This window comes from Streptomyces glomeratus (genome assembly GCF_021462825.1).
Taxonomy (GTDB): Bacteria; Actinomycetota; Actinomycetes; order Streptomycetales; family Streptomycetaceae; genus Streptomyces; species Streptomyces glomeratus.
The window spans coordinates 128,222-141,534 of sequence record NZ_JAKEEB010000013.1 but is presented as its reverse complement, the minus strand read 5'-3'; the positions used below and the strand labels follow the sequence as shown (position 1 = coordinate 141,534).

General features: G+C 68.8%; 12 protein-coding genes. 6 read left to right on the top strand and 6 right to left on the bottom strand.

Annotated elements, in window-relative coordinates:
- Positions 1-27: 27 nt before the first annotated feature.
- The 6 genes from gyrB to dnaA form a co-directional block, all read right to left on the bottom strand.
- Positions 28-2,103, bottom strand: a complete 2,076-nt coding sequence (gene gyrB, locus LZ604_RS18075; RefSeq protein ID WP_308283604.1) for a DNA topoisomerase (ATP-hydrolyzing) subunit B — start codon at positions 2,101-2,103, stop codon at positions 28-30.
- A 362-nt stretch (positions 2,104-2,465) separates the two neighbouring features.
- Positions 2,466-2,999 (bottom strand): DciA family protein, encoded by a 534-nt coding sequence (locus LZ604_RS18070; RefSeq protein ID WP_234516310.1) that lies wholly within the window; start codon positions 2,997-2,999, stop codon positions 2,466-2,468.
- Entirely contained in the window at positions 2,996-4,117 is a 1,122-nt protein-coding gene (recF, locus tag LZ604_RS18065) for a DNA replication/repair protein RecF (RefSeq protein WP_234516308.1), read from the bottom strand. The genes LZ604_RS18070 and recF overlap by 4 nt, the downstream gene beginning before the upstream one ends.
- A 53-nt stretch (positions 4,118-4,170) precedes the next feature.
- On the bottom strand, positions 4,171-5,046 hold the full coding sequence (gene gnd, locus LZ604_RS18060; RefSeq protein ID WP_234516356.1) for a phosphogluconate dehydrogenase (NAD(+)-dependent, decarboxylating): 876 nt from the start codon (positions 5,044-5,046) through the stop codon (positions 4,171-4,173).
- A 176-nt stretch (positions 5,047-5,222) separates the two neighbouring features.
- Positions 5,223-6,353 (bottom strand): DNA polymerase III subunit beta, encoded by a 1,131-nt coding sequence (dnaN, locus tag LZ604_RS18055; protein WP_234516307.1) that lies wholly within the window; start codon positions 6,351-6,353, stop codon positions 5,223-5,225.
- 949 nt (positions 6,354-7,302) lie between these two features.
- Positions 7,303-9,204 carry a chromosomal replication initiator protein DnaA gene (gene dnaA, locus LZ604_RS18050; protein ID WP_308283603.1) on the bottom strand — a complete coding sequence of 634 codons (1,902 nt, stop codon included), beginning with the start codon at positions 9,202-9,204 and terminating at the stop codon, positions 7,303-7,305.
- 413 nt (positions 9,205-9,617) lie between these two features.
- Between dnaA and rpmH the strand changes: the two genes are divergently transcribed.
- From rpmH to rsmG, 6 genes are all read left to right on the top strand, one after another.
- On the top strand, positions 9,618-9,755 hold the full coding sequence (gene rpmH, locus LZ604_RS18045) for a 50S ribosomal protein L34 (RefSeq protein ID WP_003956500.1): 138 nt from the start codon (positions 9,618-9,620) through the stop codon (positions 9,753-9,755).
- 18 nt (positions 9,756-9,773) lie between these two features.
- Positions 9,774-10,148 (top strand): ribonuclease P protein component, encoded by a 375-nt coding sequence (gene rnpA, locus LZ604_RS18040; RefSeq protein WP_234516305.1) that lies wholly within the window; start codon positions 9,774-9,776, stop codon positions 10,146-10,148.
- Positions 10,145-10,498 (top strand): membrane protein insertion efficiency factor YidD, encoded by a 354-nt coding sequence (gene yidD / locus LZ604_RS18035; protein WP_234516303.1) that lies wholly within the window; start codon positions 10,145-10,147, stop codon positions 10,496-10,498. Before rnpA ends, yidD begins: the two co-directional genes overlap by 4 nt.
- A gap of 3 nt (positions 10,499-10,501) precedes the next feature.
- Complete coding sequence (yidC, locus tag LZ604_RS18030) at positions 10,502-11,773, top strand: membrane protein insertase YidC (protein ID WP_234516301.1); 1,272 nt, start codon at positions 10,502-10,504, stop codon at positions 11,771-11,773.
- 15 nt (positions 11,774-11,788) lie between these two features.
- Positions 11,789-12,301 (top strand): Jag family protein, encoded by a 513-nt coding sequence (locus tag LZ604_RS18025; RefSeq protein WP_234516300.1) that lies wholly within the window; start codon positions 11,789-11,791, stop codon positions 12,299-12,301.
- Between the two features lie 161 nt (positions 12,302-12,462).
- Positions 12,463-13,179, top strand: a complete 717-nt coding sequence (gene rsmG / locus LZ604_RS18020) for a 16S rRNA (guanine(527)-N(7))-methyltransferase RsmG (RefSeq protein ID WP_234516298.1) — start codon at positions 12,463-12,465, stop codon at positions 13,177-13,179.
- Positions 13,180-13,313: the final 134 nt, after the last annotated feature.

Here is a 13,313-nt window from a genome sequence, read left to right as displayed (position 1 = left end):
CCTTCCTGGCGGTCAGCTGAGACCGACTCAGATGTCGAGGAAGCGGACGTCCTTGGCGTTGCGCTGGATGAACGCGCGGCGGGCCTCGACGTCCTCGCCCATCAGGACCGAGAACAGGTCGTCGGCCTGTGCGGCGTCGTCGAGGGTGACCTGGCCGAGGACGCGGTGGTCCTGATCCATCGTGGTCACGCGCAGCTCCTCGGCGTTCATCTCGCCGAGACCCTTGAAGCGCTGGATCGAGTCCTCGCGGATGCGCTTGCCGCGCTGCCGTCCCAGCTCGATCAGGGCGTCGCGCTCGCGGTCGGAGTAGGCGTACTCGGTGTCGTCCCGGCCCCACTTGATCTTGTACAGCGGGGGGCGGGAGAGGTACACGTGCCCGGCCTCGACCAGCGGCCGCATGAAGCGGAACAGGAAGGTCAGCAACAGGGTGCTGATGTGCTGGCCGTCGACGTCGGCGTCCGCCATCAGGATGATCTTGTGATAGCGGAGCCGCTCGATGTCGAAGTCCTCGTGCACGCCCGTGCCGAAGGCGGAGATCAGCGCCTGGATCTCCTGGTTCTGCAGGATCTTGTCGATCCTGGCCTTCTCGACGTTGAGGATCTTGCCGCGGATCGGGAGGATCGCCTGGTACTGCGGGTTGCGGCCGGACTTGGCCGAGCCGCCGGCGGAGTCACCCTCGACGATGAAGATCTCGCACTTGGTCGGGTCGTTCGACTGGCAGTCGGAGAGCTTGCCCGGCAGGGAGGCCGACTCCAGCAGGCCCTTGCGGCGGGTCAGGTCGCGGGCCTTGCGGGCCGCCACGCGCGCAGTGGCCGCCTGGATGCCCTTGCGGATGATGTCCGCCGCCTCGTTCGGGTTGCGGTCCAGCCAGTCGTTGAGGTGCTCGTAGACCGCCTTCTGCACGAAGGTCTTCGCCTCCGTGTTGCCCAGCTTGGTCTTGGTCTGGCCCTCGAACTGCGGCTCGCTCAGCTTGACGGAGATGATCGCCGTCAGACCCTCGCGGATGTCGTCACCGGTGAGGTTGTCGTCCCTGTCGCGCAGCAGCTTCTTGTCGCGCGCGTACTTGTTGATCAGCGAGGTCAGCGCGGCGCGGAAGCCCTCTTCGTGCGTACCGCCCTCGTGGGTGTGGATGATGTTGGCGAAGGAGTACACGCCCTCGCTGTAGCCGCTGTTCCACTGCATGGCGACCTCGAGGGACAGGCTCTTATCCCTGTCCTCGGCCTCGAGGTCGATCACGGTCGGGTGCACCACGTCTCCCTTGCGGGAGTTGAGGTACTTCACGAAGTCGACGATGCCGCCCTCGTAGTGGTACGTGACGGCCTTGACCTCGTCCTTCTCGTCGGCGCCCGCCTCGTCCGCCCCGGCGGTGGCCTTCGCCGACTCGCGCTCATCGGTGAGTTTGATCGTCAAACCCTTGTTGAGGAACGCCATCTCCTGGAAGCGCCGCGACAGCGTCTCGAAGGAGTAATCGGTGGTCTCGAAGATGTCCGGGTCGGCCCAGAAGGTGACCGAGGTACCGGTCTCCTCCGTCGCCTCGTGCCGGGCGAGCGGGGCCGTCGGGACGCCCAGCTTGTAGTCCTGCGTCCAGCGGTACCCGTCGGTCCTGACCTCGACCGAGACCTTGGCCGACAGAGCGTTCACCACGGAGACGCCGACACCGTGCAGACCGCCGGAGACCGCGTAGCCGCCGCCGCCGAACTTGCCGCCCGCGTGCAGCACGGTCAGCACGACCTCGACGGCCGGCTTCCCCTCGGAGGGCACGATGCCCACCGGGATGCCGCGGCCGTTGTCGACGACGCGCACGCCGCCGTCGGCCAGGATCGTCACGTCGATGGTGTCCGCGTGACCGGCCAGCGCCTCGTCGACGGAGTTGTCGACCACCTCGTACACGAGGTGGTGGAGTCCGCGCTCACCGGTCGAGCCGATGTACATGCCGGGTCGCTTGCGGACCGCGTCCAGACCCTCGAGGACGGTGATGGCGCTGGCGTCGTACGACGCGGTGACCTCGCCGTTCGAACTGGTCGCCGCGCCGGCGTCGGTGGACGGAATGTTCTCGTTGGGGTTGCCGGAATCGGCCACGAAGCGCCCTTTCTGGCACAGCACAAGCCAAGCTCGTCGGCGGTTGCCGGAGCGGCTGCGGCGTGTTGCGTTGGTAAGCCTTGATCAGCGTTGCTCAGCGTTACCCGGACGGTCCCCACGATCGGGGCGGGATTGTCTCCCAGTCTACCGGTAGCGCCGACAGTGATGGGGGTTTGCCGGTACCTGGGTCCCCATGTGCCGCCCTGAACCGGTCTCGGCCGACTCCCCATATGCGGAGCGGGGCTCCAAGAGGCTCTAAGAGGCACTCAGCGCTTCCGGCTGTCAACCCTTGGCTACGTCGGAGTCAGGTGGATGTTCGCGATCGCGCGCGGGAACGGCGAAGGGGTCGCCGGCGCATTGCGTCCGGCGGTCCGAAGTGATGTCGGTCACCCGTAGGTGTCGCCGGGGCCCGTGCTCCCCGGAGCACGCAGGGGCCCGAAGCGGTGGGCGGGGCCGCCAGGGCCGTGGACCTTGATCAGCCGGACCGTGCCGTGTCCGAGGTCCTCGTTGAGGCGCGCGACCAGCTGCGGAGCCAGCAGCCGCAGCTGCGTCGCCCATGCCGTGGAGTCGCACGCCACCGTCAGGACGCGTTCGTCCTCGTCGTACCGCTGCGGAACGCAGTGCTTGGCCAGGTTCTCGCCGACGATCTGCGGCCAGCGGCCCATCACGCCGCCCACCGCGGCCGGGGTCTCCCAGCCGCGCTCGGTGATCAGACGGTTGATCGCGGTCCCGAGCGCCATGGGGTCGCGGCGGTCGGCGCGCGCGCCGGAGCGCAGACCGCCGAGCCGCGCCTGCTTCTTCTGCCGCGCCGCGTCCCCCCGCGCGCGTGCCTGTTCCTTCGCCGCCCGCAGTGCCACGCGCGCGAGGTCCACTCCCGACAGCTCGGGAGTCTTCTCCGGTGCGGGCTCGTCGGTGCTCATGCGCGCTCCACGGTGCCGTCGGACACGGAGTACCGCGTCCCCGTCAGTACATGCGGTACGTCGTCGTCGACCGCGGCGGTCACCAGCACCTGCTCGCCGGGCGCCACCAGCTCGGCGAGGCGTGCGCGGCGGCGGGTGTCCAGCTCGGCGAAGACGTCGTCGAGGACGAGCACCGGCTCGTTGCCCTCCGCGCGGAGCAGGTCGTACGAGGCCAGGCGCAGCGCCAGCGCGTAGGACCAGGACTCGCCGTGGGAGGCGTACCCCTTGGCGGGCAGCTCACCGAGTTTGAGGAGCAGGTCGTCGCGGTGGGGTCCGACCAGGGTGACTCCGCGCTCGATCTCCTGCTTCCGGGCCTCGGCGAGCGAGGACATCAGCTGCTCGTAGAGGGCCTCGCGGGTGTGGGCCTCACCGGGCGCGGACGGCTTGTACTCGAGGGCGACCGGGCCGCCGCCGGGGGCCAGCTGCTCGTACGCCTTGTCGGCGAGCGGCTGGAGCGCGGCGATCAGTTCGAGGCGCTGGGCGAGCAGCTCGGCGCCCGCGCGCGCGAGGTGCTGGTCCCACACGTCGAGGGTCGACAGATCGAGGGAGCGCCCGCCGTGGCGGCGGGCCAGCGCGGCCGTCTTCAGGAGGGTGTTGCGCTGCTTGAGGACCCGGTCGTAGTCGGAGCGGACGCCCGCCATGCGCGGGGAGCGCGCGGTGATCAGCTCGTCGAGAAAGCGGCGCCGCTCGCCGGGGTCGCCCTTGACCAGTGCGAGGTCCTCGGGCGCGAACAGCACACTGCGGACGATGCCGAGCACATCGCGGGGCCTGACCTGCGAGGACCTGTTGATGCGGGCGCGGTTGGCCTTTCCCGGGTTCAGCTCCAGCTCGACCAGCTGCTGCCGCTCGCCCTGTCTGACCTGCGCCCGGATGATCGCGCGTTCGGCGCCCACGCGGACGAGGGGCGCGTCGGAGGAGACACGGTGGCTGCCCAGGGTGGCGAGGTAGCCGACCGCCTCCACGAGGTTCGTCTTGCCCTGGCCGTTGGGGCCGATGAAGGCGGTGACGCCCGGGTCGAGCGGGACTTCGACCCGGGCGTACGAGCGGAAGTCGGCCAGCGACAGATGCGTGACGTGCATGGTCGTTCGCCGACCTCCCCCAGGGGTTGTGGACCGCGGGGCGGCCCTGTGGACTACTTCTTCTCGACCGCGTGGCCGCCGAACTGGTTCCGCAGCGCCGCGATCATCTTCATCTGCGGCGAGTCGTCCTGCCGCGAACTGAACCGCGCGAACAGCGACGCGGTGATCGCCGGCAGCGGCACCGCGTTGTCGATGGCCGCCTCCACGGTCCAGCGGCCCTCGCCGGAGTCGGCCGCCCAGCCGCGCAGCTTGTCCAGGTGCTCGTCGGCGTCCAGGGCGTTGACCGCAAGGTCCAGCAGCCAGGAGCGGATGACCGTGCCCTCCTGCCAGGAGCGGAAGACCTCGCGCACGTTGTCCACCGAGTCGACCTTCTCCAGCAGCTCCCAGCCCTCGGCGTAGGCCTGCATCATGGCGTACTCGATACCGTTGTGGACCATCTTCGCGAAGTGGCCCGCGCCGACCTTGCCCGCGTGCACCGAACCGAACGCGCCCTCCGGCTTGAGGGCGTCGAAGATCGGCTGCACCTTGGCGACGTTCCCGGCGTCGCCGCCGTACATCAGCGCGTAGCCGTTCTCGAGGCCCCAGACACCGCCGGAGACGCCGCAGTCGACGAAGCCGATGCCCTTGGCCGCGAGTTCCCCGGCGTGCTTCTCGTCGTCCGTCCAGCGGGAGTTACCGCCGTCCACGACGACGTCGCCGGGCTCCAGCAGCGTCGCCAGCTCGTCGATCGTGGACTGGGTCGGGGCACCGGCCGGGACCATCACCCACACCACGCGCGGGCCCTGCAGCTTGCCCACAAGCTCTTCGAGGCTGTGGACATCGGCGAGGTCCGGGTTGCGGTCGTATCCGATGACGGTGTGGCCTGCGCGGCGGATACGCTCGCGCATATTGCCGCCCATCTTGCCGAGGCCGACGAGACCGAGCTCCATCAGTTGTTCCTTAGGTTGCGATGGCATGAGGGCACTTTCGTACCTGTGTCCGAGCCTAAACCCGGCTCCTCATGCACACCTGTGGGCCTACGCGCTCATGCGTAACCCCTCCCACCTGCGGCTTCGTCCGCCGAGCCCGGTGCTCCACCGGGCTCGGGGCGCCCTGTGGACAGCCGTCAGCCGCTGAGCCGCACCGGCATGATCAGGTACTTGTAGGCCTCGTCCGCCTCGGCGTCCACCGCCGGCTTCCCACCCAGCAGGGCGGGCTTCGTCGACGTGGTGAAGGACAGCTGGGCCACCGGGGAGTCGATGGCGCTCAGACCGTCCAGCAGGAAGGTCGGGTTGAAGGCGATCGAGATGTCGTCGCCCTCCAGCTGGGCGTCGACCCTTTCCACAGCCTGTGCGTCGTCGCTGGAGCCGGCCTCCAGGATCAGCACGCCCTGCTCGAAGCTCAGCCGCACCGGGGTGTTGCGCTCGGCGACCAGGGCGACGCGCTTGACGGCCTCCACGAAGGGGGCGGTCTCGATGGTGGCGACGGAGTTGAACTCCGTCGGGAACAGCGTGCGGTACTTCGGGAGGTCGCCCTCCAGCAGTCGGGTCGTGGTGCGCCGGCCCGCGCCCTCGAAGCCGATCAGGCCCTCGCCCGAGCCCGAACCGGAAAGCGCCAGGATCACGGAGTCGCCGCTGGTCAGTGCCTTGGCGGTGTCCAGGAGCGTCTTGGCGGGCACCAGGGCGACCGCAGACGCGTCCGGGTTCTCCGGCTTCCACAGGAACTCGCGGACCGCGAAGCGGTAGCGGTCGGTGGAGGCCAGCGTCACCGTGTCGCCCTCGATCTCGATGCGCACACCGGTGAGCACGGGCAGCGTGTCGTCGCGGCCCGCGGCGATGGCGACCTGCTGCACGGCGGAGGCGAAGACCTCGCCCGGGACCGTGCCCGTGGCGTTCGGCATCTGGGGCAGCGCCGGGTACTCCTCCACAGGGAGGGTGTGCAGGGTGAACCGGGAGGAGCCGCAGACCACCGTCGCCCGTACACCGTCTGTGGAAATCTCCACCGGGCGGTTGGGGAGGGCCCGGGAGATGTCGGCGAGAAGGCGGCCGGAGACGAGGACCGTGCCCTCCTCCTCGACCTCGGCCTCCACCGACACGCGCGCGGAGACCTCGTAGTCGAAACTGGACAGGCTCAGCTGTCCGTCCTCGGCCTTCAGCAGCAGGCCGGCGAGGACAGGCGCCGGCGGACGGGCCGGAAGGCTGCGCGCCGCCCAGGCCACTGCCTCCGCGAGTACGTCGCGTTCCACCCGGATCTTCACCGTAAGCCGCCTCCTGCTGTTGCCGGCGTTCTCGCCCTGCTGGCCTTCGTCGTGACTCGGTGTCGAGCGCCCCTGTGACGGGAAGGACACCGGGGACCAGTCTGACGCACGCCGCTGACAGTCGGTGCCTCTCGGGGTCAAGTCGTGACGAGGGGCGGTCGGGAGCCGGAGAGCGAGTTGTGCACAGGACCCGCTTCCAGACGAATTCCCCGCTCTCTACGTGTAGGGGTAGTAGTAGGGCCTGTGGATACCGTGGATAACCACGTTTGCCCAGCTCAGCGCGGAGATTTTGTCCACCGGCCCTGTGGGCGGCGGCAGTGGACAACCAGGGTTCTCTGTGGAGAACGGAAAGTTCTGCACAGTCCGTGCACAGCCGGGGGGCACTTCTCCCCAGTGCCGTCCCCAGCTTTACCCGCCTTGCCCACAGGCCAACCGGGCACCTCGATGTGACGCCTTTCACTCCGTCTGGTGAGAGACCGCGTCGCATTGCCGAACAGTGGACAGGGATGTGGAGAAGTGGGGAAACACTGGGGACAACCGGCCGGAGCCTGTGGGTCGCCGGTGGACAACTCCGTGCACAGCCTGTGGATCTTCATGTCGTCCACAGTCTGTGGAGATCCTTCGTCCACCAATCCACAGGTGGCTGAGCTGGACGGATCGTTTTCCGGGGGCCCAACCTGTGGATGCGATCTGGACAACTCCGCAGTCCCCAGCGTGTGGACGGAAGAAAGTCGCCGGATCTGTGGAGAGTGGCCGTAACGCGGCGAGTAATCGAACAGCGGGTTGCCGGGGTGCCATCGCCGGAGGGGCGGAGAGCGCCCGCCACAGGGGCCCGGGGAGGACCGGACCGGTGCGCCCGCGAGCCGTACGGGAGCGGTCCGGGAACGGCGGAGGGCGCCCCTGGGAATAGAGTCCCGGGGCGCCCTCGGTGCCGTCTCGCGTGCGGCTGTCAGCCGTTCTTGATGCGGTTCGTCAGCTCGGTCACCTGGTTGTAGATGGAACGCCGCTCGGCCATCAGCGCGCGGATCTTGCGGTCGGCGTGCATCACCGTGGTGTGGTCGCGGCCGCCGAACTGCGCGCCGATCTTCGGCAGCGACAGGTCCGTCAGCTCACGGCACAGGTACATCGCGATCTGCCGGGCGGTCACCAGGGCACGGCCGCGCGAGGTGCCGCACAGATCCTCCACCGTCAGACCGAAGTAGTCGGCGGTGGCCGCCATGATGGCCGTCGCGGTGATCTCGGGGGCCGCGTCCTCCCCGCCGGGGATCAGATCCTTGAGGACGATCTCCGTCAGGCCGAGGTCCACGGGCTGACGGTTGAGCGACGCGAACGCCGTCACCCGGATCAGCGCGCCCTCCAGCTCACGGATGTTGCGCGAGATACGCGAGGCGATGAACTCCAGCACCTCCGGCGGCGCGTTGAGCTGCTCCTGCACCGCCTTCTTGCGGAGGATCGCGATGCGCGTCTCCAGCTCCGGCGGCTGGACGTCGGTGATCAGACCCCATTCGAAGCGGTTGCGCAGCCGGTCCTCCAGGGTGACCAGCTGTTTGGGCGGCCGGTCCGAGGACAGCACGATCTGCTTGTTGGCGTTGTGGAGCGTGTTGAAGGTGTGGAAGAACTCCTCCTGCGTCGACTCCTTCTGCGCCAGGAACTGGATGTCGTCGACGAGCAGGATGTCCATGTCGCGGTAGCGCTTGCGGAACGCGTCGGCCTTGCCATCGCGGATCGAGTTGATGAACTCGTTGGTGAACTCCTCCGAGCTCACGTACCGCACACGGGTGCCCGGGTAGAGGCTGCGAGCGTAGTGCCCGATGGCATGCAGCAGGTGCGTCTTGCCGAGCCCGGACTCGCCGTAGATGAAGAGGGGGTTGTACGCCTTCGCCGGTGCCTCGGCGACGGCGACCGCGGCCGCGTGCGCGAAGCGGTTCGAGGCGCCGATGACGAACGTGTCGAAGAGGTACTTCGGGTTCAGCCGCGCGGTGGGCTCGCCCGGTCCGGTGGCGGGCGCGGGCTGCGCGGCCAGCGGTCCCGGGGCGCCGGTGGGGGGCAGACCCGGGCCGGCCGGACCGCCCCGGCGCGCATGGCCGCCGGAGGGCGGCTCCGGGAGTTCGCGACGGTCGGGGCGCTGCTGGTCGAAGTCGCCGCGGGCGCTCTCGTAGCCCGGGCGCTGCTGCTCGTACGGCGAGCGCTCCAGTGACTGCGTGCGGTAGTCCGGCGCCGGCGTCGCGTAGGGGTCGCGTTCGGGGAAGCCGAGACGCTGTTGCTGCCAGCCGTAGTCGTCCTGCGACGAGCGGGGCCAGGCGCCCGGCTCTGGGCGCTGGTACTCGCCCGGATACGCGGGACGAGCCGGCGGGAGCTGGTCGGCACGGGCGAGCGGAAGCTGGTCCGCGCGGGCGGAGGGGAGCTGGTCGCCGGGGCCCGTGGGCAGCTGGTCGGGGCGGCCCGCGCGGTGGTCGTCCGCGCGGTGGCGGCCGTATTCCTCGTAGCCGCCCTGGCCGTCGTAGGCGTCGCGGCCGGGGAGCTCGGGTTCCTCGTAGCGCGGCTGGGCGGGCGGCGCCGGCGCCGGGGGCTCGCCCGCGGAGTCGTCGACGGTGATCGCGATGCGGATGGGGCGGCCGCACTCGCGGCTCAGCGTGTCGCTGACGATCGGTGCCAGCCGGCCTTCGAGGACACCCTTCGCGAATTCGTTCGGCACGGCGAGCAGGGCGGTGTCGGCGACCAGTGCCAGCGGCTGGCAGCGCCGGATCCAGTGCTCGTCCTTCGCCTCGACACCCGGTCCACGCCCCTCACCGAGGAGCTTTTCCAGTACTCGTGGCCACACTGCGGCAAGATCGGCAGGTACGTCAGCCACAGGGCACGCTCTCTCACAGGTCCCACGCACGTGTGGTCGCGGGACGGGTCGGAAGGTAACTCGGCCGGGGACGAAACGGCTCGGCCGGGGACAAGGGAACGAATCGGAGTCCAGTCACGGTAGTCAGGGCGAGCGGCGTGGTTCAAGTTGTTGTCCCCAGGCTGTGGACAAGTGTCCCTCACGGGTCGCTGGTTTGACCGAACGCCGCAGCCCCGCGTACCGTAACCAGGTCGAGTTGTCGATGGCTGCTGCCGCCTGCCTCCGATGGGCACAGATCACGTCCAGTGTTCCCACCAGGGAACATGCGGTGATCGGGAAGCGGTGCACTCGGGCGTAATGCGAGCTACTCGTGGGCGCACGGTGACAGCCAGACGACACCCCGCCACCCACCGAATCATTACTGGAGCCCCCGAGTGAGCAAGCGCACCTTCCAGCCGAACAACCGTCGTCGCGCGAAGACCCACGGCTTCCGGCTGCGTATGCGCACCCGTGCCGGCCGCGCCATCCTGGCGTCCCGCCGCAGCAAGGGTCGCGCCCGCCTGTCCGCCTGATCGCGCACAGGTCATGACGTGCTGCCTACCGAGCATCGGCTGAGGCGGCGCGAGGACTTCGCGACCGCGGTACGCCGAGGACGCCGGGCCGGACGCCCGCTCCTCGTCGTCCACCTTCGTAGCGGTGCCACGGACCCGCACGCGCCTGGGGAGAGCGCTCCCCCGACGCGTGCGGGTTTCGTCGTGAGCAAGGCCGTGGGCGGTGCGGTCGTACGCAACAAGGTGAAGCGCCGGCTTCGCCATCTGATGCGTGACCGAGTGGCCCTGTTGCCCCCCGGTAGCCTGGTAGTCGTACGAGCGCTGCCCGGTGCGGGTGACGCCGACCCTGCACAGCTGGCCCGAGACCTGGATGCCGCCCTTCAGCGGCTGCTGGGAGGAGGGGGCGCGCGATGAAGTACCCACTTCTGGCCCTGATCAAGATCTATCAGTGGACGATCAGTCCACTACTGGGGCCGGTGTGCAAGTACTACCCGTCGTGTTCTCACTACGGCTACACGGCCATCGACCGGCACGGTGCGATCAAGGGAACGGCACTGACCGCTTGGCGCATCCTGCGGTGCAATCCGTGGTCGCTGGGCGGTGTGGACCATGTCCCGCCGCGCAAGCGCCCGCGGTGGCACGAAATGCTGCGCGACGCATGGCGCGTACGCAAGGGCGGGCCCTCCGCCGCCGAACCGGCCACCGAGGGGAACCTCTCCTCGAGCCCGGCCGCAGAGACCTCGTCCCATGCCCAAGGAGCATGATTAGTGGACACGATTGCCAGCCTCTTCAGCTTCATCACGACACCCGTCTCCTGGGTCATCGTCCAGTTCCACACGGTGTACGGCGCTGTCTTCGGCGCTGACACGGGCTGGGCCTGGGGCCTGTCCATCGTGTCCCTGGTGATCCTGATCCGTATCTGCCTGGTCCCGCTCTTCGTGAAGCAGATCAAGGCGACTCGGGCGATGCAGACGCTGCAGCCCGAGATGAAGAAGATCCAGGAGCGCTACAAGAACGACAAGCAGCGCCAGTCCGAAGAGATGATGAAGCTGTACAAGGAGTCGGGTACCAACCCGCTCTCCTCGTGCCTTCCCATCCTGGCGCAGTCCCCGTTCTTCTTCGCCCTGTACCACGTGCTCAACGGCATCGCGACGGGCAAGACGATCGGCGTCATCAACGAGCCGCTGCTCGCCAGCGCCCGTAAGGCCCACATCTTCGGTGCCCCGCTGGCCGCGAAGTTCACCGACGGTGCGGACAAGGTCGCCGCCCTCGGCGCCTCGCTGACCGACGTCCGGGTCGTCACCGCGGTCATGATCGTCCTGATGTCGGCGTCGCAGTTCTACACGCAGCGTCAGCTGATGACGAAGAACGTCGACACCACGGTGAAGACGCCGTTCATGCAGCAGCAGAAGATGCTGATGTACGTCTTCCCGGTCATGTTCGCCGTCTTCGGTATCAACTTCCCGGTCGGTGTCCTCGTCTACTGGCTGACCACCAACGTGTGGACCATGGGCCAGCAGATGTACGTCATCCACAACAACCCGACCCCGGGTTCGAAGGCTCAGGCCGCCTACCTGGAGCGTCTGACCAAGCACGTCACGCACCACGGCAAGATCCGCAGGCGGAGCGAGAAGGCCATCGTCAAGGCGATCGTCGCCAAGGGCCGCGACCGCAACGAGTTCGAGCGCAAGTTCATCAACGGTCTGAGCAAGGCGGGTCTCGTGGCCCAGTCCGACGGCTCCGTGATGAAGAGCGAGGCCGCGGCCGTCGCCACCGTCGAGGACGGTACGCCGAGCACCGAGGCCCCCAAGCGCCAGCAGCCCAAGCGGCAGACCAAGTCCCAGCGTCAGTCCGGCGGGGCCAAGCCGGCCGGTGATTCCACCGAGCCGTCGCTGACCGAGTCCGACGAGCCGGAGGACGCCAAGCCGGCCGGCAACGCCAAGAAGGCGACGCCGCAGACCGGCTCCGGCACCCGCAGCCGGGCTCAGTCCGGTCAGCGCAAGGGGCCGCAGCGGCCCAAGTCCCCGTCCAAGAAGTAAGAAGGAGTCCATCCCGTGACGGAAGGCACCACCTCCGCGGCTGCCGAGGGTGCAGACACCCTGACCCGCCTGGAGCAGGAGGGCGAGATCGCGGCGGACTACCTCGAGGGTCTGCTGGACATCGCCGATCTCGACGGCGACATCGACATGGACGTCGAGGCCGACCGTGCGTCCGTGTCGATCATCAGTGACATGGGCAGCCGGGACCTGCAGAAGCTGGTCGGTCGTGACGGCGAGGTGCTGGAGGCACTCCAGGAACTGACCCGCCTGGCCGTGCACCGGGAGACCGGCGACCGCAGCCGGCTGATGCTGGACATCGCGGGCTATCGCGCCAAGAAGCGCGCGGAGCTCTCGGAACTCGGCGCCAAGGCGGTGGCCGAGGTCAAGAGCTCCGGTGAGCCTGTGAAGCTCAAGCCGATGACGCCGTTCGAGCGCAAGGTCGTGCACGACGCGGTCAAGGCCGCGGGTCTGCGCAGCGAGTCCGAGGGCGAGGAGCCGCAGCGCTTCGTCGTCGTGCTGCCCGCCTGAATCGGTCCGTAGCTTCTTCCGGCCCCGTCTGTTGAGCAGGCGGGGCCGAACTTTGTCAGCCTGGTAGTTCCCTCACAGCTGTGTGCCTGGCAGCCGTGGGTCCCTGATAGTTCTGGTGGTCTGCGCCCAGTGCGCTCGTGCGGTACGGAAGGACGGTCCCCGTGACGGAGGCAGCAGAGCTTCCCCCTGCGCCGGAGCAGGCGCGTGAGGTGTTCGGTGATCGCTTCGCGGACGCTGTCCGCTATGCGGAGCTGCTCGCGGAAGCAGGCGTGCAGCGCGGTCTCATCGGCCCACGGGAAGTGCCCCGACTGTGGGAGCGCCATCTGCTGAACTGCGCAGTGCTCTCCGAGGTTGTGCCCGACGGGGTGACCGTGTGCGATGTGGGCTCCGGCGCGGGGCTGCCCGGCATTCCCCTCGCGCTCGTCCGGGAAGACCTGAAGATCACGCTGCTGGAGCCGTTGCTGCGGCGTACCAACTTCCTCAGCGAGGTCGTCGAACTGCTGGGGCTTGACCATGTGACCGTCGTCCGCGGCCGTGCCGAGGAGGTCATGGGCAAGATTCCGCCGGTTCATGTGGTCACCGCGCGCGCCGTGGCCCCGCTGGACCGCCTGGCCACCTGGGGCATCCCTCTACTGCGCCCCTACGGGGAAATGCTCGCGCTGAAGGGGGACACCGCGGAGGAGGAGCTGAAGAGCGCCGCTACCGCGCTGTCCAAACTCGGCGCCGTGGAGACGTCGATTCTCCATGTGGGCGAAGGGATCGTGGATCCGTTGTCGACCGTGGTGCGCGTGGAGGTGGGGGAGAGCCCGGGCGGTGTGCGCTTTGCGGCCAAGCGGGCGAAGGCGGCCCGGACGGGGCGCGCGCGACGACGTCGCTGAAGATCCGCGCATCCTGGATGAGTCGCGGTACTCCACCCAAGCTGCCCAACCTACGCATCTCGGAGTGTCGCGGAGCTCCGGCCACGGCCGCTGTGCATCGTGTTTCACGTGAAACGTCGCTCACTGCTGCACGG

What these genes read in the sequence shown, in the direction of transcription:
- LZ604_RS18070 (WP_234516310.1), bottom strand. Translation starts at nt 2,999, where the DNA reads ATGAGCACCGACGAGCCCGCACCGGAGAAGACTCCCGAGCTGTCGGGA.
- recF (WP_234516308.1), bottom strand. Translation starts at nt 4,117, where the DNA reads ATGCACGTCACGCATCTGTCGCTGGCCGACTTCCGCTCGTACGCCCGG.
- gnd (WP_234516356.1), bottom strand. Translation starts at nt 5,046, where the DNA reads ATGGAGCTCGGTCTCGTCGGCCTCGGCAAGATGGGCGGCAATATGCGC.
- yidD (WP_234516303.1), top strand. Translation starts at nt 10,145, where the DNA reads ATGAAGTACCCACTTCTGGCCCTGATCAAGATCTATCAGTGGACGATC.